This is a genomic window from Stenotrophomonas sp. GZD-301, assembly GCF_049310345.1.
GTDB lineage: Bacteria > Pseudomonadota > Gammaproteobacteria > Xanthomonadales > Xanthomonadaceae > Stenotrophomonas.
In genome coordinates, this window is record NZ_JBMOWY010000064.1 from 1 (window position 1) to 23582 (window position 23582).

At 70.5% G+C, this 23582-nt stretch carries 22 protein-coding genes; 10 read left to right on the plus strand and 12 right to left on the minus strand.

Annotated features, from left to right (window positions below):
• Positions 1-123 precede the first annotated feature (123 nt).
• The 6 genes from ACO6VK_RS16850 to ACO6VK_RS16875 all read right to left on the minus strand — a co-directional run bounded on the left by ACO6VK_RS16850 (position 124) and on the right by ACO6VK_RS16875 (position 4280).
• Complete coding sequence (locus tag ACO6VK_RS16850) at positions 124-1140, minus strand: MlaA family lipoprotein (protein ID WP_422509119.1); 1017 nt, start codon at positions 1138-1140, stop codon at positions 124-126.
• A 1-nt stretch (position 1141) separates the two neighbouring features.
• On the minus strand, positions 1142-1453 hold the full coding sequence (locus tag ACO6VK_RS16855) for an STAS domain-containing protein (RefSeq protein WP_422509122.1): 312 nt from the start codon (positions 1451-1453) through the stop codon (positions 1142-1144).
• On the minus strand, positions 1443-2105 hold the full coding sequence (locus ACO6VK_RS16860; RefSeq protein ID WP_422509124.1) for an MlaC/ttg2D family ABC transporter substrate-binding protein: 663 nt from the start codon (positions 2103-2105) through the stop codon (positions 1443-1445). The genes ACO6VK_RS16855 and ACO6VK_RS16860 overlap by 11 nt, the downstream gene beginning before the upstream one ends.
• Positions 2102-2629: an outer membrane lipid asymmetry maintenance protein MlaD gene (mlaD, locus tag ACO6VK_RS16865; RefSeq protein WP_422509126.1), complete on the minus strand. Its 528-nt coding sequence runs from the start codon at positions 2627-2629 to the stop codon at positions 2102-2104. The genes ACO6VK_RS16860 and mlaD overlap by 4 nt, the downstream gene beginning before the upstream one ends.
• A 113-nt stretch (positions 2630-2742) precedes the next feature.
• On the minus strand, positions 2743-3492 hold the full coding sequence (locus ACO6VK_RS16870; protein ID WP_422509128.1) for an MlaE family lipid ABC transporter permease subunit: 750 nt from the start codon (positions 3490-3492) through the stop codon (positions 2743-2745).
• Positions 3492-4280, minus strand: coding sequence for an ABC transporter ATP-binding protein (locus ACO6VK_RS16875; protein WP_422509130.1), 789 nt, complete (start codon positions 4278-4280; stop codon positions 3492-3494). The genes ACO6VK_RS16870 and ACO6VK_RS16875 overlap by 1 nt, the downstream gene beginning before the upstream one ends.
• A gap of 223 nt (positions 4281-4503) precedes the next feature.
• On the opposite strand from ACO6VK_RS16875, the gene recC reads away from it, so the two are divergent.
• From recC to recD, 3 genes are read left to right on the plus strand one after another with little or no spacing between them, the layout of a single operon-like run.
• Complete coding sequence (gene recC, locus ACO6VK_RS16880) at positions 4504-7848, plus strand: exodeoxyribonuclease V subunit gamma (protein WP_422509132.1); 3345 nt, start codon at positions 4504-4506, stop codon at positions 7846-7848.
• Complete coding sequence (recB, locus tag ACO6VK_RS16885) at positions 7848-11492, plus strand: exodeoxyribonuclease V subunit beta (RefSeq protein ID WP_422509134.1); 3645 nt, start codon at positions 7848-7850, stop codon at positions 11490-11492. Before recC ends, recB begins: the two co-directional genes overlap by 1 nt.
• Positions 11489-13396 carry an exodeoxyribonuclease V subunit alpha gene (gene recD, locus ACO6VK_RS16890; RefSeq protein ID WP_422509136.1) on the plus strand — a complete coding sequence of 636 codons (1908 nt, stop codon included), beginning with the start codon at positions 11489-11491 and terminating at the stop codon, positions 13394-13396. The genes recB and recD overlap by 4 nt, the downstream gene beginning before the upstream one ends.
• An 11-nt stretch (positions 13397-13407) precedes the next feature.
• Here the strand turns inward: recD and ACO6VK_RS16895 are convergent, their stop codons facing one another.
• A complete protein-coding gene (locus tag ACO6VK_RS16895; RefSeq protein WP_422509138.1) occupies positions 13408-13803 on the minus strand; it encodes a hypothetical protein in 396 nt (131 codons plus the stop codon).
• 479 nt (positions 13804-14282) lie between these two features.
• On the opposite strand from ACO6VK_RS16895, the gene ACO6VK_RS16900 reads away from it, so the two are divergent.
• The 7 genes from ACO6VK_RS16900 to ACO6VK_RS16930 all read left to right on the plus strand — a co-directional run bounded on the left by ACO6VK_RS16900 (position 14283) and on the right by ACO6VK_RS16930 (position 17899).
• Entirely contained in the window at positions 14283-14870 is a 588-nt protein-coding gene (locus tag ACO6VK_RS16900) for a helix-turn-helix transcriptional regulator (RefSeq protein WP_422509140.1), read from the plus strand.
• A gap of 120 nt (positions 14871-14990) precedes the next feature.
• Positions 14991-15497: a DUF2589 domain-containing protein gene (locus ACO6VK_RS16905; RefSeq protein WP_422509142.1), complete on the plus strand. Its 507-nt coding sequence runs from the start codon at positions 14991-14993 to the stop codon at positions 15495-15497.
• A gap of 31 nt (positions 15498-15528) precedes the next feature.
• On the plus strand, positions 15529-16161 hold the full coding sequence (locus ACO6VK_RS16910) for a DUF2589 domain-containing protein (RefSeq protein ID WP_411849291.1): 633 nt from the start codon (positions 15529-15531) through the stop codon (positions 16159-16161).
• An 89-nt stretch (positions 16162-16250) separates the two neighbouring features.
• Positions 16251-16508 (plus strand): hypothetical protein, encoded by a 258-nt coding sequence (locus ACO6VK_RS16915; protein WP_017355689.1) that lies wholly within the window; start codon positions 16251-16253, stop codon positions 16506-16508.
• A 19-nt stretch (positions 16509-16527) separates the two neighbouring features.
• Positions 16528-16950, plus strand: coding sequence for a hypothetical protein (locus ACO6VK_RS16920; RefSeq protein ID WP_422509145.1), 423 nt, complete (start codon positions 16528-16530; stop codon positions 16948-16950).
• A gap of 2 nt (positions 16951-16952) precedes the next feature.
• Complete coding sequence (locus ACO6VK_RS16925; RefSeq protein WP_411849288.1) at positions 16953-17132, plus strand: hypothetical protein; 180 nt, start codon at positions 16953-16955, stop codon at positions 17130-17132.
• Positions 17133-17161: 29 nt separating this feature from the next.
• Positions 17162-17899: a hypothetical protein gene (locus tag ACO6VK_RS16930; protein ID WP_422509147.1), complete on the plus strand. Its 738-nt coding sequence runs from the start codon at positions 17162-17164 to the stop codon at positions 17897-17899.
• Between the two features lie 48 nt (positions 17900-17947).
• Here the strand turns inward: ACO6VK_RS16930 and ACO6VK_RS16935 are convergent, their stop codons facing one another.
• The 5 genes from ACO6VK_RS16935 to ACO6VK_RS16955 form a co-directional block, all read right to left on the minus strand.
• Positions 17948-18448: a lysozyme gene (locus ACO6VK_RS16935; RefSeq protein WP_422509149.1), complete on the minus strand. Its 501-nt coding sequence runs from the start codon at positions 18446-18448 to the stop codon at positions 17948-17950.
• Between the two features lie 61 nt (positions 18449-18509).
• The gene (locus tag ACO6VK_RS16940) at positions 18510-19583 is read right to left on the minus strand and encodes a hypothetical protein (RefSeq protein ID WP_422509151.1); all 1074 of its coding nucleotides are present in this window, start codon (positions 19581-19583) and stop codon (positions 18510-18512) included.
• A gap of 92 nt (positions 19584-19675) precedes the next feature.
• Complete coding sequence (locus ACO6VK_RS16945) at positions 19676-20491, minus strand: hypothetical protein (RefSeq protein WP_422509152.1); 816 nt, start codon at positions 20489-20491, stop codon at positions 19676-19678.
• Positions 20488-21399 (minus strand): 2OG-Fe dioxygenase family protein, encoded by a 912-nt coding sequence (locus tag ACO6VK_RS16950; protein ID WP_422509154.1) that lies wholly within the window; start codon positions 21397-21399, stop codon positions 20488-20490. The genes ACO6VK_RS16945 and ACO6VK_RS16950 overlap by 4 nt, the downstream gene beginning before the upstream one ends.
• 135 nt (positions 21400-21534) lie before the next feature.
• On the minus strand, positions 21535-23580 hold the full coding sequence (locus ACO6VK_RS16955; protein ID WP_422509156.1) for an FUSC family protein: 2046 nt from the start codon (positions 23578-23580) through the stop codon (positions 21535-21537).
• Positions 23581-23582: the final 2 nt, after the last annotated feature.

A 23582-nucleotide genomic window follows, 5' to 3' on the forward strand; every position in this document is an offset into this window, starting at 1 on the left:
CGCGCCAGTGCCCCGCGCTGGCCTCAAGATCGACCTTCTCCCCTCCCCCCCCCCCCCCCCCCCCTCCCCCCCGATGCCGGGCAACAAAAAACCCCGCCGAGGCGGGGTTTTCTGTGTGTGGCTTCAGTTGCTCCAGTTCGGCATCGGCATCGCATCGACCGGGATCGGGGCGGTGTCGTCGGCGTCCTTGCCGCGCGCGTGCTTGCCGCGCAGGTCGTTCTCGATCTGGTAGTTGCGGCGCTGCAGCCAGGCATCGCGGGTCAGCGCGTACTCGTCCACCGCGTTGTCGCGGATGTCGTCCAGCGCCATCAGCTGCGAGCGCATGTCCACCAGCTGCAGGCCCTGCAGGCCGATGCGGACCTTGTCCTCTTCGATCGTGCGGATCGGCGAGAGCGGGATGTCGCCGGCCAGGCCGAACACGTCGCGCACGGTGCGCGGCCCGAAGAAGGGCAGCTCCACGTAGCGCGAACGGCGCCAGCCCCAGGCACCCAGGGTCTGGCCGAAGTCTTCGCTGCGGCGCGGCACCATCGCCTTGCTGGCCGGATCGAACAGGCCACCGATACCCAGCGTGGAGTTCATCAGGAAGCGGCCGAGGGTGTCCCACGCATCGTCGGCACGGCCCTGCAGCAGCTGGTTGGTCATGGTGACCGGTGCACGCAGGTTGCTGAAGAAGTTGGTCACGCCGGTACGGGCGAAGCGCGGCACCACCTTGGTGTAGGCGGTGGCCAGCGGACGGGCGACCGCGCGGTCGACCACGTTGTTGAAGCTGTGCACGCGGCGGTTGAACGGTTCCCACGGATCGTACGGCGCGCTGGCTGCGGCGGTGCCGTCGGCATTCGGCGCCGGGCCGCCGTACAGCGCGGCGAAGTCGTCTTCCGCGGTCGTCGGCGCGACGTCGCCGGCGGTGGCCGGGGGCGTACCGTCGGTGCCGGACTGTGCCGGATCCCCCACGGCATCGGCCGGCACCGGTGCCGGCACCTCGGCCTGCGGCAGGGAGTCGGCCGGTGCGTCCAGCGCTGCATCGGTGGCGGCAGACGTCACCGGCACGCTGGTGGGTGCGGTATCGCGGGCGGGCTTGCCGGCACACGCCGTCAGCGCCGTGGCCAGCACAAGGAGGGGGAGGGTGCGTATGACGTTCATGTCAGCTCGCCGCAGAAAGGGCATTGAAATCCAGGGTGGGCGTCAGCCGGTAGGCGGCGCACAGTTCGTTGAAACCGGTCGGGGAACCGACGATGGCCGGCGCACCGCCGCGGTCGCGCAGGCGCGCGGCCAGTTCGGCCAGCAGCGCGACACCGGCGCTGTCCACCCGCGTTACCGCGGCCAGATCCAGCTGCTGCACGCCGTCGAGCGCGGTCAGCGACGGCCACAGGGCCGTTGCCGCCGCACGGTCGAGCACCCCGCTGAACACCAGCGCGGTGCCGTCGCGACGGACGCTGGCCGCATTACTTGCCACGGGGCGCCTGTCCGGCCTGCATGGTGCCGTTGCGCAGCTCGGTAGCCACCTGCTGGATCGTCTTCTGGCGCAGCGGGGCGTCGAACTGGGTCTTGAAGGTCTGCACGTAGGAGATGCCTTCGATCATCACGTCGAAGATCTTCCACTGGCCGTTCACGTTGCGCATCAGGTAGTCGACCGGGGTCGCCTCGCTGCCGGCGCGGATCAGCTCGGTGGACACGCGCACGCCCCGGTTGCCGGGCAACGGGGATTCGGACTTCAGGCGGAACGTCGGCTTGCCCTGGATTTCCAGCAGGGCCGAGCCGTAACGCTGCATGAGGTTGTCGGCCATCGCATCGGCGAACAGCTTCACGTCCGCATCGGAGGCACCGCGGCCGTGCACGCCCAGCACCAGGCGTGCGGCGTAGTCGCGGTCGAAGGTCTTGTTCAGCTCGCCGTTGATGAAGCCACGCAGGGCGGTGGGGTTGCCGCGGAACTCGGTGCGGCGTGCCTGCAGCGTGGTCAGGATGCGGGTGCTGGCATCGAGCACGGCGCTGCCGGCCTGGCCCTGCTGGGCACCGGCGGCGGCCGGGGCGGCCTGGGCCATCGTCAGCGACGGCAGCGCGGCGAGCAGGGCCGTGGCGAGCAGGGCCGGGATCAGTCTGGTTTTCATGGTTGCGGTTCCTCTGCAGGCGCCTGTGCGCCATTGCCCTCGTGGGAATCAGCGCCGCCGGCATTGCCCGGGCCACTGAACATGTATTTGCCGACCAGCTGCAGCAGGTCTACCGCCGGTTGGGTGAAGACGATCTCATCGCCGGACTTGAGCACGTCCGGATCGCCGCCCGGCTGAAGACCGATATAGCTCTCGCCCAGCAAACCGCTGGTGAATATGCCGGCGGAAGTGTCGGCCGGCAGGTCCTTGAACTTGCCGTCCAGCTTCAGGGTGACGATCGAATCGAACTTGGTCGGATCCAGCTCGATCTGCGCGACCTGGCCGACGGTGACGCCACCGATCTTGACCGGCGCCTGCTTGCGCAGCTGGCCGATCTGGGTGAAGCGCGCCTTCAGCTCGTAGCCGCTGCTGCCCAGCCCCCACCGCTGGTTGGTGGACGCCACGGCAAGCACCAGCAGCGAGGCCAGCGCCAGCAGCAGGAACGCGCCGACGGAAAATTCGAGTCTGGGACCGCGGATGGCCATGTGTTGTCTCACTGTTCTTTGTCAGGTGCCCGGACAGCTCGCCGGGCGGGAGTATCTGCATGCGTGAAGCGGTACCGGCCGGTTCAACGGCCGTACCGACCAACGGTCGGTACCTACTGGAACATCATTGCCGAGAGCACGAAGTTGAACATCAGCACCAGCAGCGAAGCGTTGACCACCGCGCGCGTGGTGGCCACCGAGGTGCCTTCGATGGTGGGCTCGGCGTGGAACCCCACGTACGAGGCCACCAGTGCGGCGGTGCCGCCGAAGATCGCCGACTTGAGCATCGCCACGCCGAAGTCGTCCCAGAAATCCACGCTGTTGCTCAGCGCCGACCAGAACACGCCGTTGTCCAGGCCGAGCACGTGCACGGCCTCGAAATAGCTGGCGCTGATCGCCAATGAACAGAAAATGCCGGTCAGCAGCGGCACGGTCAGCACCGCAGCCCAGAAGCGCGGTGCCACTGCCTTGGCGATCGGGTCGATGGCCATCAGCTCCAGCGCCTTGATCTGGTCGGTGGCGCGCATCAGCCCCAGCTCGGCGGCGATGGAGCTGCCGGCCCGGCCGATGAACAGCAGCGCGGTCAGCACCGGGGCCAGTTCGCGGTACAGCGACAGGCCAAGCAGGGTGGACAACGCGTCGGCCGCGCCGAAGGTGGTCAACGTGCGGTAGCCCTGCAGGGTCAGCACCAGCCCGACGAATGCACCGCCCACGGCGATGATCGGCAGCGAACGCGCGCCGATCTTGTAGATCTCGCGGGTCAGTTCGGCGAGGAAGTCGGCCGTGGGCAGCGAGCCGCGCAGCACGGTCAACGAGAACAGACCGGCGCGGCCCAGCGAACGGGTGGCGTCAACGAACGGCATCAGGCAACCCTCGCGCGCGGTGCGGCATCGAATGGAATCGGGCCGTCCGGTTCGCCGTGCAGGAACTGCCGCAGCAGCGGGTCCTGGCTGGCATCCAGATCGGCCGGGCTGCCCTGGAACACGATCCCGCCGTTGGCGATCGCGATCACCTGGTCGCAGATCGGCAGGGTCTCGTGCACATGGTGGCTGACGATGATGCTGGTCAGGCCCAGGCTGTGGTTGAGGCGCTGGATCAGGCTCATGATCACCCCGCTGGCGATCGGGTCGAGCCCGGTCAGCGGCTCGTCGTAGATCATCAGCGGCGGATCCAGGGCCAGCGCGCGGGCCAGCGCAACGCGGCGCGCCATGCCGCCGGACAGCTCGCGCGGCCAGGCATCGGCGGCGGCCAGCAGGCCCACGGCGTGCAGCTTCATCTGCACCAGGCGGCGCAGCACGGGCGCCGGCAGGCGCGTATGGGTACGCAGCGGCAGCGCGACGTTTTCGGCCACGGTCAGGTCGGTGAGCAGGCCATTGCCCTGCAGCAGCACGCCCACGCTGCGGCGCATCTCGCGCAGTGCGCTGCTGCCGGTCGGGATCGGCTTGCCGAACAGAGTGACGCTGCCCGCTTCCGGACGCAGTTCGCCGGTCAGCGCAGCCAGCAGCGTGGACTTGCCGCTGCCGGACGGGCCGAGCACGGCGGTGATGCTGCCGCGCGGTACCGACATCGACACGTCGCGCAGGATCGTGCGCCCGCCGCGGTCGATCCGCACGTTGGACAACTGCACCAGATCATCTTCGGAAGCCGTCATGGGCGCCATTAACAAATTTCCAACGTTGTAAGATCGTGGTGAACGGCTGAACATAACCGAACTGGACCGTGCAGTATTGTCGCACGGCCTTGCAGCGGTACAACGGCCGCGGCCCTGATGGGCGCTGCAACACACCGTGTCGGCCGGTGATGGGACACGCCATTTCTCCTTTCGTGCGTGCCGCCGCGCTGCGTCGGTGCGCCCGCTGCGGCACACTCCTGCGATGACCGACGCCGTTTCCGATTTCCGCCTGTACCACTCCAACGCGCTCGATGTGCTGGCCGCCCTGCTGGCCGCCGAAGTGCGCACGCCGGTGCCGGGCCAATCCGTCCTCGAACCGGAGGTGGTGCTGATTCCGCAGGTGGCCATGCGCCGCTGGCTGCAGTCCACGCTGGCGGCCGAGTATGGCATCGCCGCCAACCTGACCTTCCTCACCCCGGGTGAGTTCGTGGCGCGCGCGCTCAACGCCAACGTGCCGGGCGAACACGACGATCTCAACGCCGAGGGGCTGCGCTGGCGCCTGTACGCGGCGCTGCAGGACGCAACGCTGATGGCGCGCCCGCCGATGCGCGCGTTGCAGAGCTACCTGTCGGCGGCCGATCCACTCAAGCCGTGGGCGCTGGCCGGCGAACTGGCGGCGGTGTTCGAGAAATACCAGGCCTGGCGTCGCGATTGGCTGCTGCGCTGGGAAGCCGGTGCCGAGCCGAACGATCCGCAGGCGATCCTGTGGCGGCACATCGCGAGCGGCGAGCAGTACCGTGCGCGCCGCATCCACGCCTACCTGGAGCGCTTCGAAGGACCGGGGCGGCCGCTTCCGCAGGGCCTGCCGGCGCGCGTGTTCGCCTTCGCCACGCTCAACATCTCACCGGACGTGCTGCGGGTGATGGCGACCCAGGCGCGGGTCGGCACGATGCATTTCTACCTGCCCACGCCCACCCAGGCGTACTGGGGCGACCTGCAGACGCTGGGCGAGAAGCTGCGCAGCGGCGCGGCCGACCCGTTCGGCGGCAGCGCCGGCGAAAACCGCCTGCTGCAGGCATGGGGTGCGGCCGGGCGTGATTTCATGGCGGTGCTGGGCAGCTACGAGGTGGTTCACCCGGCCGGCGAGATCGCCGCCTACGACGATCCCGAGGACGATACCGGCCCCACGCTGGACCAGGGCGGGCTGTCGGACAGCCTGCTGCACCGGCTGCAGCGCGATCTGTTCCACCGCCGTGGCGAACCGGCCGGCGCGCGTCGCGACGCCCTGCGCCACGACGATCCCAGCCTGCAGGTGCATGCCTGCCACACCCGCCTGCGCGAACTGCAGGTGCTGCACGACCAGCTGCGCGGCCTGCTGCAGGACACCCGGTTCGATCCGCCGCTGCAGGCGCGCGACATCGCGGTGCTGGCGCCGGACATTGACCCGTACGTGCCGTACCTCGAAGCAGTCTTCGGCGGCCGCAGCGGTGGCGAGGACCACATTCCCTATGCATTGGCCGATACCAGCCCGCTGGCCGGCGAGCCGCTGGCCGATGTGTTCGTGCACCTGCTCGGCCTGCCGGTCTCGCGCTTCGGCGTGAATGAAGTGCTGGACCTGCTCGCCAGCGCCCCGCTGGCCGATGCGGCTGGCCTGGACGCGGCCGCCTTCGACCGCCTGCACGACTGGCTGGAAGCAGCCGGTGCGCGCTGGGGGCTGGATGCCGCGCACCGCCGCCAGCATCTGGCGCCGGACGACGACGCCTTCACCTGGCAGTTCGCGCTCGACCGGCTGCTGCTCGGCCATGCCAGCGGCAGCGACGACGATATCGCCGGCGTGGCGCCGTGGCCGGAGCTGGAAGGCAGTGCGCTGGATGCGCTGGACCGGCTGCTTGGCCTGCTGCGCGTGCTCGCCCGTTACCAGAAGGCGCTGGGCCAGGCGCTGTCGCCGGCGCAGTGGCGCCAGCGGTTGCTGGCCATGCTCGACGCGCTGCTGCCCGAACCGCCGCAGGCAGCCAACAGCCAGCGCGCGCTGGAGCGCCTGCGCAAGCTGATCAACGACTTCGCCCGCGACGCAGCCACCGCCGGCTACGCGGGTGAGGTGCCGCCGGAGGTGGTGCGTGCGCACTTCGCCGGCGCGCTGGCCCAGGCCGACACCCGCGCACCGCTGCTCACCGGCGGCGTCAGCTTCGGCCGCATGGTGCCGATGCGCCTGCTGCCGTTCCGGGTGATCTGCGTGCTGGGGTTGAACGACGGCGATTTCCCGCGCCGCGATCCGGCCGCCGGCCTCAACCAGCTCACCGCCGAACTGGGCACGGACAAGCGCCGGCATGGCGACCGTTCGCTGCGCGAGGACGACCGCTTCCTGTTCCTGCAGCTGTTCGCCTCGGCGCAGGACGTGTTCTACCTGAGCTACCTCGGTGCCGACCCGCGCGATGGCAGCGTGCGCGAACCGTCGGTGCTGGTCAGCGAACTGATCGATGCGGCGGCCGAGTACCACCAGGCGCCGGCGACCGTGGCCCGGCAGATGACCGTGCGGCATTCGCTGCAGCCCTTCGCCCCGGCCGCTTTCGGTGGCGGCGATGAGCCCCGGCGCTTCAGCTACCGCCAGCAGTGGCACCCGGCGGCCGGGTCGCTGGGCGGCACCCGCCGCGCGCTGGCGCCGTGGTTCGCCCAGGCACTGCCGCCGTCGGAGACCGCAGGCCTGGAAACCGACCTGGGCCTGGACGCACTGCGCCGCTTCCTTACCGATCCGGCCAGCCAGTTCCTGTCCCAGCGTCTGGGCCTGCGCCTGCCCGACGAGGTGGGCAGTGCCGACGACGTCGAGCCGCTGGTGATGGCCGCGCGTGGGCACGACAAGGTTCACCTGCAGCACGCGGTGATCGCCGCCACCCTGGCCGGGGACGACGCGCCGTTGTATCCCCGCCTGCGCGCCCGCGCCCTGGTGCCGTCCGGCGCGCTGGGCGAGCGCCAGTTCGCCGCGTTGGAGGCGCAGACCCAGCCCTATGCCGAGGCACTGGCGGCCTGGCAGGCCGGCGGCGTGGCCGACAGCCGCCGCTACGAAGTGGACATCGATGGCCTGCGCCTGCACGGGCGTGTGGACGACGTGCATCCGCATGGGCTGGTGCGCCTGCGCGCGGATCGCCTGAACGGTCGTGCGGCGATCCGCCAGGGGCTGGACTGGCTGCTCGCCAATGCCGCCGGCGATGCCCTGCCGCTGGTCCAGTTCCACGATGCCGGCGATGACGGCCTGGGCCCGCACGTGCTGGCGCCGCTGCCTGCCGAGCAGGCACGCGCCGCCTTGCGCCGCCTGCTGCAGCTGCGCAGCGAGGGCCTGCGCGCGCCGTTGCTGTACGGCCCTTCCACCGGCTGGGCGCTGTACACCGCCGCGGAGGCCAAGCGCGCCACCGAGGGCTACGCCAAGTGGCATGGCAGCGACCGCACCTGGGCCGAATCCAGCGGCGCCAGCTACCAGCTGGCCCTGCGCGGTCGCGATCCGTTCGCCACCCCCGATACCTACCGGCAACTGCTGCACAACAGCTTCGTGGTGTTCACCGCGGTGCGCGAAGGCCGGGTTTTCCCGGGCTTCGATGAGGAAGGAACCCCGTGATGACCGACCCGACCCTGCTCGATGACCCCTACCTGGCGCTGCCGCTGGACGGCGTGCGCCTGATCGAGGCCAGTGCCGGCACCGGCAAGACCTTTACCCTGGCCACGCTGTTCACCCGCCTGGTGGTGGAGAAGGGCTGGCGCATCGGCCAGATCCTGGCGGTGACCTTCACCGATGCGGCCACCCAGGAGTTGCGCAAACGCATCCGCGAGCGGCTGGCACTGGCCGCCCAGCTGGTGGAGCGCGCGCCGTCCGCCGACGACGGCCCCGACGTGGTGCTGACCCGTACCATCCTGCAGCGCCAGCTGGCACGCGGCGAGGAGACCCCGGCCGCGCTCGCGCGCCGGCTGCAGACCGCTGCCGACGAGATCGACCTCGCCGCGATCTTCACCATCCACGGCTTCTGCACCCGCGTGCTGCGCGAACACGCGCTGGAGAGCGGGCACACCTTTGACCCGCCGTCGCTGCTGCCGAGCGAACGCGAACTGCACGACGAACTGGCGGCCGACCTGTGGCGTGTGCACGCCAATGACCCGGCCACCGTCGATGCGCTGACCTATCTGTGGTCCACGCCCGAGGCGCTGGCCGGCGATCTGGCCACCCTGATCAAACCGCTGCCGCTGCTGCCGGCGGCACCGGCCCACACCCATCCCGATCCCGCGCCGCAGCTGCAGGCCGCCGCCGCCGCGCTCGCCGAGGCGATCCCGCTGCACGCCGAAGACGCGCAGGCGCAGATTGCCGGTGCCTTCGACCGCAAGGTGTTCGATGGCCGCCGTGCCAAGCGGCCCAGCCTCGACAAGGCCTTCGCCGAGCTGTTCGCCGGCGTGGCCACGCAGCACTGGGCGCGCGGCGAGAAGACCCACCTGGGCAAGCTGCTGCCGGTGAACCTGTTGGCCTTCTGCAAGGACGCCGAGCAGGGGCGGTGCCCGGCCTCGCCGCTGTTCGACGCGCTGCAGGGCTGGTGGCATGCCGCCGATGCCCGTGAGCAGTGGCTGCGGCAGGCCGCCATCGTGTTCCTGCACGCGTTGCGTGCCGAGGCGCGCGCACGCCTGGCCGAGCTCAAGCGGATCGGCCGCGTGCAGACCTACGACGATCTGATCGAGGGTGTGGCCGAGGCGCTCGACGGCCCGCACCGCGCCACGCTCGTGCGGCAGCTGCGTGCGCAGTACGCGATCGCGCTGGTGGACGAGTTCCAGGACACCGACGATCGCCAGTGGGGCATCTTCCAGCGCGTGTTCGGCCGCTCGGAGGAGACCGACGAGGCCGGGCTGGCACCGGCGCTGTTCCTGATCGGCGATCCGAAACAGGCGATCTACGGGTTCCGCGGCGGCGATATCCACACCTACCTCAAGGCCAAGCGCCAGGCCGATGCGGCGCCGGCGCTGGACCGCAACTTCCGCTCGCGCCCGGCCGTGCTGCACGCGATCGAAGCGCTGTATACCCATGCCGGCGAGCGTGCGTTCCTGGAAGAAGACATCGCCTTCGAACCGGTGCACCCGGGCAGCACCCGCACCGACGCCGACTTCCTGCGCGACGGCGCCCCCGCACCGGGCCTGACCGTGCGGGTGCTGCACAACCCCGAGGGCGGCGCACTGAAGGCCGATGCGTCGCGCCAGCAGGCCAGCGACGCCTGCGTGGCCGAGATCCACCGCATTCTCGAGCAGGCACGGCAGGGCCGCGCGCTGCTGCGCGGGCACCCGGTACAGCCCGGCGACATCGCCGTGCTGGTGCGCTCGCACAAGGAAGCCACGCGCATCCAGCAGGCGCTGGGCGCGGTCGGCATTCCGGCCGTGGCCGCCGGCAAGCAGAGCCTGTACGCCACCGACGAGGCCCACGAACTGCGCCTGCTGCTGCTGGCGCTGCTGCAGCCGGCCGATGAAGGCCGCCTGCGCGCGGCGCTGTCGACGGTACTGCTGGGCGAAGACGCGCAGGCCATCGATGCGATGGAGCGCGAGGGCGAGTCGCAGCGCACCTTCCAGCTGCGCCTGCTGCTGTGGCGCGAGCGCTGGCAGCGCGGCGGCCCGTTCGCGGTGATCGCCGACCTGTGCGCCGAGCATGCCGAGCGCCTGCTCGGCCTGCTCGATGGCGAGCGTCGCCTGACCAACTACCTGCAGCTGGGCGAACTGCTGCAGCAGGCGGCCGGGCATACCCTGGGCATGCATGGCCTGCTGGACTGGCTGCAGGTGCAGATGGCGCACGCCGACCAGAACGACGAGCAGCAGCTGCTGCGGCTCGAATCGGACGCGCGCCGCGTGCAGATCATCACCCTGCACAAGAGCAAGGGCCTGGAGTATCCGCTGGTGTTCCTGCCCTTCGTGGGCATCGACGGCGGCGGCAACCGTGGTGAGTCCAACTGCACCGTGCATGCCAACGGCCGCCGCGAACTGCACTGGAAGCTGGACCGCGACGAGGCGTGGGACGCGGCCGTCGAGCGCGGCGCGCTGGAGCAGAAGGCCGAGGACGCGCGCCTGCTGTACGTGGGCCTGACCCGTGCCGAACACGCGCTGTGGATCGCCGCCGGCGACCTCACCGGCCTGGCCAGGACCCGGCTGGCGCCGATGCTGTCGGACCTGGACGCGCTGCGCGCGCATCCCGACATCGCCGTGGTCGAGGGCCCCGCCGAGCCGCGCCCGGCCCAGCTTGCCTTCGTTGCCGACGGCGAACTGCCGCCGGTGCGCGCGCTGACCCGGCGCGTTCCGCACGACTGGTGGGTGTACAGCTTCACCCAGCTGGCGCACGCCGACGCCGGGCACGCTACCGAGGCCGCCGCGACCGAAGTGCCGGCGCCCGCAGCAGATGAACCGGCCGGCATCGACCCGGCGGTGGAGGCCGAGCAGGCCACCGTCGCCGGCACGGAGCCGCCCGACCCGCGCTTCACGGGCAGCCGCTTCGGCAACGTCCTGCACGATGCGCTGGAGAACACCGACTTCGCGTGCTGGGCGGGCTGGCAGCCCGGGCAACCGGCGTCGGAGGAACAGGCACAGGTGCTGCGCGATGCGCTGGCCCAGGAAGGCTATCCCGATGAGGACCTCGACGCTGGCGTGGACGTGCTGACTGCGCTGGTCGGCCAGACGCTCACCGTGGCCCTGCCCGAAGGCGGCGCGCTGCACGCCGTGCCTGCCGACGCGCGCCGCGCCGAAATCGAGTTCCACTTCGCAATGCAGCCCACCGCCGTGCCGGCACTGCTCGACCTGCTGCACGCGCACGGGCTGGTGCGCGAGCGGCGCGGCTTCGGCACGCGACGCCGGCTGGAGGGCCTGATGACCGGCAAGATCGATCTCACCTACGTGCGCGATGGCCGCTGGTACGTGCTCGACTACAAATCCAACCGGCTGCCCGGCTACGACCCGGCACGGCTGGCCACCGCCATGCAGCACAGCGAGTACGACCTGCAGGCACTGATCTACACCGTGGCGCTGCACCGGTGGCTGCGCTTCCGGCTGGGCGCGCAGTACGACCTGGCACGCGACATGGGCGGCATCCGCTACCTGTTCTGCCGGGGTCTGGACGCCACCCGCGCCGACAGCCCCGGTGTGTACGCGCACCGTTTCGACCCGGCCCTGGTCGATGCGATGGATGCGCTGTTCGCCGGTGGCGAGCACGCGCAGGCGCGCATGGCGGCACGCGCACGGGGGGACGCATGAGCCTGCTCGCCGCGCTCCAGCACAGCACCGCGCTGCGCACGCTCGACCACGCGTTGGCGCACAGCCTGCGCCGGCTTCGCCCGGATACCCCGGATACCGTCCTGGCGGCGGCCGCGCTGGCCTCGCTGGCGGTGTCGGAAGGCCACGCCGGTTTCGACCCGCGCTGCCCGCAGCGGCTGGTGGAAACGCCCGTCGACTGGCCGCCCGCAGACGCATGGCTGGCGGAGCTGCGCGCCTCGCCCTGGGTGGAGGTGCCCGACACGACCGATGCCGACGCGGGTGATGTGCCGCTGGTACTGGAGAACGGGCTGCTCTACCTGCGCCGCTACCGCGAGTACGAACGACGCCTGGCCACCGGCCTGCAGCGCATCGCCTCGCACCCGCCGGCCACCGAGGACCCGGCCGCGCTCGCGGCGCTGTTCGCCCAGCTGTTCCCGCAGGCGCACGAGGGCATCGACCACCAGGCCCGCGCCGCCGCCATCGCGCTGCGCCACCCGCTGGTGCTGGTCACCGGTGGCCCCGGTACCGGCAAGACCACCACCATCGCGCGGCTGCTGGTGCTGTTGGCTGCCCAGGCGGTGCAGGCGGATCGTCCGCTGCCGCGCGTCGCCCTGGCGGCGCCGACCGGGCGCGCCGCCGAACGCATGGCCGAGAGCCTGCGGCTGGCCGTGCAGCGCCTGCGTCTGGTCGGTATCGCACCGGCCCTGTGCGATGCCATGCCCAGTACCGGCACCACCCTGCATCGCCTGCTCGGCGTGATCCCGGATTCGCCGCGCTTCCGCCACCACCGCGACAATCCGCTGCCGTTCGACGTGGTGGTGGTCGACGAAGCCTCCATGATCGATCTGCCGCTGATGACCAAGCTGGTCGACGCAGTGGCCTCCGGCACCCGGCTGGTGCTGCTCGGCGATCCGGACCAGCTGCCCTCGGTGGAAGCCGGCGATGTGCTCAGCGCGATCCTGCGCGCCAGCGGCGATGGCCTGGGCACCCAGGCCGACGATGCGCAGGCCCTGCGCACGCTGCTGGCACCGGCCGCCCTGCAACCGCTGGCCGCCGCCCTGCCGTTCGCCGGTCGCCGCGTGCAGCTGCAGCGCGGCTACCGCCAGACCGACGCGCTCGACCTGGCACCGCTGGCGCATGCCGTGCGCGAGGGCGACAGCGCCACCGCCGTGGCACTGCTGCGCGGCGGCACGCTGGCCGGCGTGCACTTCCACGACGACCAGAGCGACCCCCTGCAGCACCACCGCGAGCACCTGCTGGCGCATTGGCGCGGGCTGGGCGAGGCGGTCGATCCCGGCCACGCGCTGGCCAATGCCGGCCGCATCCGCCTGCTGACCGCCGTGCGTGAAGGACCGCAGGGCGCACGCGGGCTCAACGCGCGCATCGAAGCGATGCTGGCCGGCGTACCGCGCCCCGGCATGACGCCGGGCTACTTCCACGGCCGCCTGTTGCTGATTACCGAAAACAGCTATCGCCACCGTCTGTTCAACGGCGACATCGGCATCTGCCTGGGCGACCGGCACGGCGCGGTGACGGCCTGGTTCCCCGGCGATGCTGCCGACCAGCCACGCGGTTTCCACCCCGGTGCGCTGCCGGCGCACGAGAGTGCCTTCGCGATGACCGTGCACAAGGCGCAGGGCTCGGAGTTCGACGAGGTCTGGCTGCAGCTGCCACGCAGCAGCAACCGCGTGCTCTCGCGCGAGCTGATCTACACCGGCATGACCCGCGCACGCCACGCCCTGCACGTACTGGGCAGCGCCGACGTCCTGGAGGCCGCACTGGCCCGGCACGCCAGCCGCCTGTCGGGGCTGGCGATGCGGCTGCAGGGGGCGAACACGGATACGGCGGCGGGATCACCCGGACAGCATGCGGAGCCGCCGCCGTCACAGGGCGCGTTGTTCTAGACCGAAGGCACTTACTCCGGGATCAGCGTGGTGCCATCGGGATACACGATGGCGCCGTCGCCGCTCACGTCGAAGAAGCCCAGGCCATGCTGATGGGCAAGCTCCTGCACCCGGCCGTGCGCATGCTCGGCCACCGAGTGCGCGAAGGCGGCGTAGATCACCTGGCGGCCGACGCTGTAGTCGGTGACCTGCGGCCGATCGTCGTCGTCATCGGCGAGCGGTCCGTTCATCGGCGGATACTCGGTGGTGATGGCGGCGTACCACGCCTGCAGCGCCGGTGCGCTGACTGCCGCGTCGTCGTAGTCGTGGTCTTCATTCCACTCGGCCTGGCGTTCGAACCAGGCGATGAAGGCGGCCACCTCACGCGGGGCGGCAGCGGGATCGAAAACCATCACGTCATAACTCATGGTGCGTCCTTCACATCGGAGAATTCGGCGGCGTTCGTTCGCCACCGCGCAAGCCTAGCCGACGGCGGCGCAACTGCCCATCGCGGGCTGCGGTGATGCCTTCACACCGCCTGCGACGGCGCAGGGTTGCCACGTCTTCACAGAAGCAAATGTGCTGAAATGCGCACTTCACAGGTGCTCTGCATCACAAATGATGTCAGGGCCTCGCGATGCAGATACCCAAAGCCGATCCAGTATCGCGGCGGATCTGCCGATAAAGAAGCGCCTGCAACGATCTGACAAGTATCTGCAACGCGTCGCCAAATCTGCGAACGCCGCTCCGGTTACACCGGTACTCAAGGAACTGCGATGTCGTTTTCGACGCACTCGCAGTGGGGATCCCGCGTAGTCGCGCATGCCCGGACGCGCCATCGGCCGCCCGTGAGCGGGGTCCGTCGATACACCGGCCCGGCTTATCAGCAGAAGGAAGCGGCAATTCTATGGACGTGATCGAGCGTGGATTGAACCTCCCCGACAGCAGCGCGACGCCCGGTGCCGGGTACGTGGACGGGGCTGATGATGGGGATGGCCATCTGCTGGCGTGGAGCCTGGCGCTGTTGACCCGCATGCGGCACTGCAGTTGCCACGGCGCGTTGGGCGAAGGCGTGGGAGGCAGTCGCGAAGAAGTGCTGGCGCGTGCACGGATCCGGCCGCAGGGCGCGGCGGCGTCGCGGCTGGTCGAGCGCGCCCGCGACTGGATCGAACGCCACATCGACGATGAAGACCTGTCGGTGGACCGGCTTGCCTTCGCACTGAACATGTCGCGCACCAGCCTGCACCGCAAGCTGGTGGCAAGCATCGGCCACCCGCCGGGGGAGTTGATCCGGCTGGTGCGCCTGCAGCTGGCGCACCGGCTGCTGCGCGATGGCGAGGGCAACGTATCGGAGGTGGCCTACGCGGTGGGCTTTGTGAGCCTGTCCGGTTTCAGCCGCGCCTATCGCCATCACTACGGTGAGCCGCCCTCCAGCATGCGCGGCGGCTGCTGTGCGCGCCCGGCGCCGCGTCGCGGCGTTGCAACGGACGGTTGAGCCCCCGCAACACCGCGCCGCGCGGATGCGTGGCCCGCCCGCTATCAATAACCCTGTGGCCCCGCACTGCTGCCGCATCACCGCGGTGGGCAGCGCGCCACGATCAGGAGCAGAGGCGAAATGAGCCGGACCATGTCGTTCCACACATTGATCGAAGCGTTGGCCGGGGCCGTCATCGAGGCCCAGGACAGCGTGGAGATGCATCAGATTTCCCATCTGCGCCATTACTTCGACGAAGACAACCGGCCCAGGAGCGTCACCATCCGCCTGCCTTCGCTGCATCCGCAGGCCGAGGAAGGCGATGAAGACCTGTACCGCGCACCGCTGTTGCCGCTGGTCTCCACCAACACCCTGCGCATCCGGGAAGTGGAGATCAGCTTCGACGCGGACCTCGCGGACCTGGGCCACGAGGATCCGGACGTGCCTGCGCCGGGCGCGACGGAGGCCTGGGAGTCGCCGCGGCCGGCGGCGCGACACGTTGGACTGGATACCGGCCGTGGCAAGGGCGTGGGCAACGTACACGTGCAGTTGCGTGTGGAAGGAACCGAACCGACCGATGGCGCGGCGCGGTTGATCAACCACCTGGCGCAGTGCCAGGGGGTGTTCAAGACCATCAAAGCCACTTGATCCCCCCGCCAACCAACAGGAGTAATACGCAATGAGCGACCTGGTCAATATTTCCAGCCAGTTCAAGGGCCTGCCGATGGGCGATCTCATCGGCGGCCCGCTTACCGCCGCCTGCGATTCGCAGATCAAACTCGCCCAGGCCACTGCCAGCTTCATCCGCTCTGTCGGCTTCCTGCCGCCGGACCCGGCCAACACCGATCCCAACGCGGTGGGTGCCACGCGCACCGCGCTGTTCCGCTTCAAGCGTCCGGTGGACAACCTGGACCCGGCCACCAAGGCCGCCCAGCCGTTCGCCGAAGAAGAAGTGGAACTGGAAGTGCCGCTGCTGGCGATCGTCAAAGTGCCCAACCTGAGCATCCAGAAAGTGGACATCAACTTCGAGATGGAAGTGAAGTCCTCGTTCTCGACCAAGGAATCCAGCGACTACGCGGCCAGCATGCAGGCCGAGATGAAGGTCGGCTGGGGCATCTTCTCGGCGAAGGTGAACATCCAGGGCTCGGTGGCCGCGCACAAGGAAACCGCACGTACCTCGGACAACTCGGCCAAGTACACGGTGTCGGTGCTGGCCGAGGATCGCGGCATGCCCGAAGGCCTGGCGCGGGTGATGGACATCCTGCAGACCGCGTCGGCACCGCGCAAGGTGGGCGCGCCGGTTCCGGTGTGAGGCCGTCGTCGCCCCGCATGGCAGCGTCATGGCCCGTCGTGTCGCGATGACGCGGCGGGTCCGTTTGTTCCATCGCAGCGGAGTCTTCCATGTTCGACCTCAACGACGTCAAGTTCGTCAAACGCATCGTGGTAGGCAGCAACAACCCCACCCAGATGCTCACCGACGATGATCTGGCCAGCGCCCAGGACCTGCTCAACCGCTGCCTGAGCGACACGCCCAAGGGGGCCATCCTCGGCATCGAGCGCAGCTTCACCATCCTGCAGATCGGCGAGCACCAGGTGGTGCTGCAGTGGCTGGCCTACCACGTGGGTTTCCCGCGCAAACCGATCTGGATGGTCGACTGACCCGACCTGGAGCACGCGCATGGCCGACCACCGGCTGGATGATCTGATCGAGACACTGGCCCACGCCCTGGCCCGCACCCGCGGGCACTGCGCGCGCCAGCACCTGCACCGCCTGCAGCAACGCTGGGGCGCACGCGGCCTGAACGTGGCGACCCTGGTCGATGGGCACTGGGAGCGGCGCACGCTGCCACTGGCCGAGCTGGTCAAACCGCGCGGCATCATGGCGATGGCACTGGAAGTCCAGATCGACTGCCGCATCGAAGAACTGCGCGGCGCGCGCGGGCAGCCGCCCAGGCTGGCCCTGTGCCCGTGCAGCGACCGGGCCGACCACCGCCTCACCATCTGCCTGCAGGGCGGCAACCCGATGCACGGGCAACTGCTGCTGGACGGGCAACCGCTGCGGACCTTCAGCGTGCCGCTCGACACCGGCGGGGCGGCCTGACCGTGGCCCGCCGCGACCGCGTGCGCCTGCTGCTTTCCGCCGACGACACCGAGCAGGTGCAGCAGTGGCTCGGCCCGCTGCTGGCGCGCCGGCGTGCCGCCGCACGGCGCCGTCGCCAGCGCCTGCTGGCCACCTTGTGGCTGACCGCGCTGGCGGTGGCGCTGCTGACCCGCGGCTTCTGAGCCGCCGCCCCTTCACCCTGGAGCACCTGATGAACACAGTTCTTTCCCCGCGGTTGTGGGGCCTGCTGGCACTGCTGGCCCCCGCGCTGGTCACGGCGCAATCGGCCTCGAGCCCACCGCTGGCCTGGGTCGGCACCGACCTGGTGGAGGGGCGGCCATCGTCGGTGCGCTTCACCGCGGCCGGTGACCAGGCGCCGGCGTTGATCGCGTTCGGTGCCGGGCGCGCGTGTCGTCTCGAGGCGCGCTTCATCACCCATGACGGCAACCAGTTCCACTACGACGTGACGGCCGGCAACGGCGGCTGGTGCAACAGGTTCCAGCCGGGACGCGTGGTGCTGGTGGTCGACGGCAGGAAGGCGACGCTGCAGGTGCGAACCCAGGGCGCCCCCCTGCAGGTGGCGGTGTGGCCGGTGGGCGATGCCACGCGCACGCCACCGCCGCGCGGTACGTGGACCGGCCTGGCCAACCCCGCCGATCCGGACGCGTCGCTGGCGTCGCTGCAGCTGGCCGACCGTGATCCGGGCGACACCGGCAGCCGCCTGGTCTTCGGCAGCCCGGACAGTTGCCGGCTCAGCCTGCGCTACGAAGGCGCCACCCGCGCCGGCGCCTGGTACGCACCGTTGCCGGGCAACGGCGGCGCCCGCTGCGATCGCCTGCTGGATCAGTGGGTGGTCGTCCGCGAGGCCGGGGATGCCGCCATTGTCCACATCGAACCGACGCCCGGCGACTGTGCCGAGGGCTGCCGCTGGACGCGGTCGTCGCGTTGATGTCGCCGGCAGCCACGGACGTGGACGACCGTGGCTGCCGGCAGGGCATCACAGGTACGCGTAGCTGCCGCTGTCGTACATGCGCCATTCTGCGGCGCGCCGCCTGATCAGGCCCTGCATCTCCTTGCCCTGCGAGCGGGTCCAGGCCATCCACGCGGCCTGCAGGGTTGCATAGGACGACGGGGCCTGCGGGCGGTTGATCATCCGCACCACCGAGGACGCCTTGAAGCTGCCGCCGCCGATGTTGAAGCACAGGATGGTCAACGCATCGAACTGGCACTGGGTCAGCGTCGCGCCGATGCAGCCGCGCACGGTCGTCTCGAAGGGCGCCAGGTCCTGGCGCAGCAATGCCTCCGCTTCCTCCAGCGTGATCACCCTGCCGAGCGTCTTCCATTCGGTTGCCACGATCAGATGGCCGTAGCCGACGGTGGCGCCGGGCACCCAGGCGGTGATCGCTCTGCCGGTCTGGTCGTCATAGGGTTGCAGGCGCTGGCCTTCCGCCCGCTTGAGCCAGTCGATTCCCTGCTGGCTGAGTGTCATCGTATTCATGGTGGATCCTCGTGTGGTCTGGGCGTATCCAGGGTGGGGGGCCACGCCGGGTGGCGCGGGCTCAGGTGCGGTCGGGGAATTTGAAGCCGATGTAGGTGCCCGAGCTCAGGCCCATCAGCCCCAGCAACGTCGGGCTCAGCTCGGGCATGCTCAGGTTGTTGTAGACGTCGGCGATGAAGATCACGCCCAGGATCAGGGTGAAGGCGAAGATCTGGAAACGGTCGAAGCGGTAGCCCTGCGCGTCGGACAGCAGGTCGTGCAGCAGCCCCTGCGAACAGGCCACCGGCGGTATCGGCGCCGGTGGCTCGGCAGCGGGATCGGTGGGCGGCGCTGGCCGGCGCTGTGCGCTGCCGGCATCGATCATGGCCTCGCTGAGCGCCGTGCCGGCGCTGATGCCCAGCAGGGCCAGCAGCGAGGGGTGGATGGTGTCGGTGGCATCGGTGACCAGCCAGATCGCGGTGTAGGACACGTAGATCAGGAAGAACCAGACGGCCATCTGGAAGCGCCCGAGGTCGTAGGGCTGGTGCGGGCCGGGGCCCGGCTTGCGGATGATGCTGGTGGTGCGCGCCAGGTGCACGAAGATCGCCAGCATCAGCACCACCAGCACCAGTGCGATGGTGCCGTACACCGGGGAGATCACCGTCAGCAGCACGCGCTGGTTGGCATCGTGGTGGGTGTCGAACGGCGAGCCATCCACACGCCCCACGCTGAAGGTCACCGGGCGACGCAGTCCGGCCGGCGAGCCAAGCAGATCCATCCACACCGCGCGGTTGTCGTCGGTGATGCGCAGGTGGAACAGCAGCCGCCCGTGCGCCAGGTCGATCGCCTCGGGCGCGTTGCCGGGCAGGGCGCGTCCATCGATGTAGGGCACCAGGTGGCGCGGGTCGTTGTGCAGCGCCCACGCAGCCAGGTTGTCCACATGCACTTCCACGGTGTAGTCCAGCTCCAGGTGGCCGTGCAGGCGGGTGACACGGGGCAGGTCGTCGGCATGGGCCGGCGCGGTCGGGGCGCACAACCCGAGCAGGACCGCGCACAACAGCGCGGCGATGCGCACCAGCGCCAACCGCACGAACGCGCGCCGGCGGCGCGCGGCATCGCGGGTGTCGGCAGGCGTCGGGTTGGCGGGCAATGGCATCGCGGCACTCCTTGCAGGAACGGAATCGGCGCGCCTGGCGCGCGCCAGCACAGATATAGGGCGCTGCCCAGCGCCGCGCCGGTCGTCGCGTTTCAGGGGTTTGCCGTGTCGTTCCAGCGGCGCGCGCGACGGGGCGTCGGCGCGTTCGCGGCGGGCATGGGCCGCGCCGCGCGGGTGTCGGAGAGGATCACCACGCTGGCCGCGCTGTACGGAAACACGCCCAGGTCGGAGACCTCATCCGGGCCGGACTCGGGGAACACCTGGCGGCGTCGCCCGGCGATGATGCGCTCCACGGTGATCTGGTCTGCCATCGCGCCCATCTGCAGGGGCTGGGTGAACACTTCCACGGTGATGCCCAGCCGTCCGTGGCCCTGCACCGGCTGGGCGAACACCAGGTCCACCGAGCGCCCCGGATCGATGATGTGCCAGCCGGAGGATTCCGCACCGAAGGCGAAGCGCGCGCTGCGCCCGTCCCGCGCCGCTTCCAGGTGGAACGGGCGCAGACCGATCGGCAGCGCGCCGGGTGTTTCCTGCAGCAGCGAGTTCTGCAGCCACGGCGCCTGCATGCCGTCTGCCAGCACCAACCCGACCTGCACATCGAGCACCGCAAAGCTCAGCTCGCCCACGTTGCTGATGGTGAGGGTGTGGCGGGTGTCGATCCCGGTGGCGTCCTCGGCCTCCAGCTCGCTGGCGATCGACAGCGAGGCCAGCGCGCGCTGGTGCTCCCACAGGACCGGCCGCGCCGCCAACCATGCGTCGAGCGCGATCACGAACGAGACGCCGGCGATGGTCAGCGGCAGTGCCTGTTCGGCGACCAGATGCAGCAGTCGCAGCAGCCGGCCGCGCCGCATCGACGACGTGGGTGCGCGACGCCCGGGCCGCGGCGTCGCACGGCGCGGCGCGCTCATGCGGTCGCGTCGGGCAGGAGGTAGGCGTCCACCCCGAGGATCATCCGATAGCCCTCGAACGCCGCCGCATCGGCATGGATCGTGCTGACCTCATGCCACCAGGGCGAGCGCGCGTCCGCCTGGAAGATGCCTTCGCCCTCGGCCAGCGTGCGCTCCAGGTGTACCGGACCGGTCGGACCGCGGCGCACCCGCGACACCCCGCCGTGGATGCCGCGCCGGCGCACCACCAGCGCCGACACAATGAAGTCCGCCCCGTCCTGGTGGATGCCTTCGGGGGCGGGTTCGGTGCCACCGGCGATGCCGGCAACCGTCAGCATCTGGTGCACCACCAGCCGCAGCCGGGTGGCGGCGCGGCGTGCATGCACGGTTTCGGCCACGCAGGTGAGCAGCCGCAGCAGGCCCGGATGGCTGCTCAGCACGGGCGACAGCGGTGCGAACTGCCGGCGCGCGATGCGATCGGCACTGCCGGGTTGTTCGAAGCCGGTATCGTCCAGCGGCTGCAGCCACCAGCTGCCGTCCACCCGGCGCTCGGCCAGGTAGGCACGCATCGCCCGTCGCCGGTGCGGTGCGATGCGGCGCAGCGCGTCGGCCAGGATGCCCGGCAGCCCGTCCAGCAGGGTGGGCCACGCCGGGTGGCCGGCATCGCCATCGCAGGCATCGAGCAGCGCGCGCTGCGGCGCGGCCAGGATGCAGCGGTAGCGCTGCAGGACCCGGCGTCGCCGCACCTGGACGTCATAGGGATCCCAGCACAGGCTGTCGGCGTGGCTGGCGACGTCGTCCAGAAACGAGGGCGACAGGCCGAGCGTGTCCAGGGTAAACAGCTGTGGGCCTGGCGCCGCCGGCAAGGGGGCGGCCAGGCAATGGGCCGCGCGCAGCGGCGGTGGAGCGGGGAGCGGGGCGGCGTGCATGCGCAGGTCTCCGGAAAGAGTCGCATCGCAGGCAGCGCGGTGCCCGATGCACCTGCTGTATAGCCAGCCCGCTGCAGCGCCGGCGGGCAGGGCGTTGCACGCCGTTGTCGGCGTCTGCCAACCCGTGCCGGCGGCTCAGCGCGCGGCGGGTATCGCGTCGGCGCCCGGGTCGGCCGGCACCGGCATGCGCTCGGGGAACAGGCCGTAGCGCAGGCCCAGCACGCCCATCAGCGCCTCATCGCGGGCCTTGCCCGGATCCACCGTCTGCACGCGCTTGAGCGAGGCATCCAGGCGCGCCTGCAGGCCTTCCGGCGCCGGCAGCGGACGCCGCTGTGCGACCTGGGCGCGGTAGTGCGCGGCCACGTCGTCCAGGATCGCGTCGATCGCCTGCGCGCTGGCCTCGGGCAGCCCATGCCGCGCACGGCGCAGCTGCAGGATGTTCAGGCCGATGCGCGCTTCGGTGAGCATGTCCACCGAGGCGATGTCGCTGCCCTCCGGCGTGGCGGCCAGGCGCGGGGCGAGCAGGCCCAGCAGGTCCAGCATGCGCGCGGCGAACTGCTGGCGGTCCTGCTGGCCGCGCCCTTCGGCCGCTTCGGCCAGCGTGCTCCAGCCCTGACGGACCAGCCGCCGTGCGGTCCATTCGGCACCGACGGAGCGGAACAGGCGGGTCATCACCACCGCGAAGCCAATGCCGATGAACATCGCCACCGAGGAGTTGATGAAGCTCTGGATGTTGGCGTTGTAGGTGTTCTGCACGTTCAGCAGCGCCACCAGGTTGACCGTCAGCGGCAGGCCGATCAGGGCCGTCTGCGGGCGATGCAGCAACAGCCCCAGCGGCAGGAAGATCACCGCCAGCACCAGCGCCAGGCTGCCGAAGTCGTGCACCGCCGGGAAGATCCCGAACAGGTACACGCCGGCCACCAGGCTGGCCACGATCGCCCACAGCAGGAAGGACAGCATGCTCGGCGCGGGATCGTCCTGCGCGGCGAAGAAGGCGGCCGCCACGGCAGCCATCATCGCGCCGTTGCCGCCGCCCTCCCAGCCCAGCCCGATCCACAGCGCGCAGTAGGTCATCAGCGCCACGCCGGCGCTGGCGGCCGAGAAAAGCGCCATGCCGTAATCGACATGGCGCGCATCGCCGCCGCGGCGCGCACGGATGCGGTAGTGCGTGGCGTCGCGCGGCGCGGTGCCTGCCTCGATCGCCTGCTGCAGCGACGTGCAGTCCTGCCACAGGTCCACCAGCTCTTCCAGGCGCAGCAGCAGGGTGACCAGCAGCAGGTGATCCAGTTCGCCGTCCACCTCTGGCTTGAGCGCGCGGATGCGCTCGCGCAGCGCCGCGTACGCGCTGGCATCGGCGCGGTCCGGCTGCTCCAGCCACTGCGCGATGTCGTCCACCAGCGGTTCCAGTCCGGGTGGCAGTGCGCGGCCGCCGGCGCGCAGTGCGCCCAGCCGGTCGGCGATGGACGACAGCACCGGCAGCATCAGCAGCATGCGCTCGCGCAGGCGCTCCATCGAGACGGCGGCGCCGGCGTGGCGCGGGTCGTCGCGGCGCAGGAACTCGATCAGCGCCTCGAACTGCACCAGGTCGGCCGCCAGCCGGTTGCGCGGGGTATGCGCGTGGCCCCGGGTGAGGATCTGGCGGCACCACTGCGCCGCATCGCCCATCCAGTTGCCGATCCGCGAGCGCAGCATTGGCCGCACCGAGGTCGGGAAGAACAGCGAGGCGAACAGCACCGCCACCACCGTGCCCAGGATGATTTCCTCACTGCGCGCGACCACCGTGTCGAAGATGGTGTCCGGCGAGGTCACCGCCGGAAAGCCGATGAACGCGGTGGTGTAGCCGGCCAGCAGGAACGCGTAGCCGCGCGGGCCACGGTTGAGCAGGGCGATGAACAGGCAGGCCGACAGCCACAGCGACATCGCCGCGCTCAGCAGCAGTGGCGTCTCCACCAGGTGCGGCAGCATCCACAGCGTGGCCGCGCCGGCAATCAGCGTGCCCACGATGCGGTACACGCCCTTGGCGCGGGTCGGGCCGAGCATCGGCTGGGTCACGATGTACACCGTGGCCATCGCCCAGTACGGGCGCGACAGGTTCCCGGCCAGCCCGATGTACAGCGCGGCGAGTGCGGCCAGGAAGGTCTTCACCGAAAACAGCCACGCCTGGCGGTCGAGCAGCAGCATGG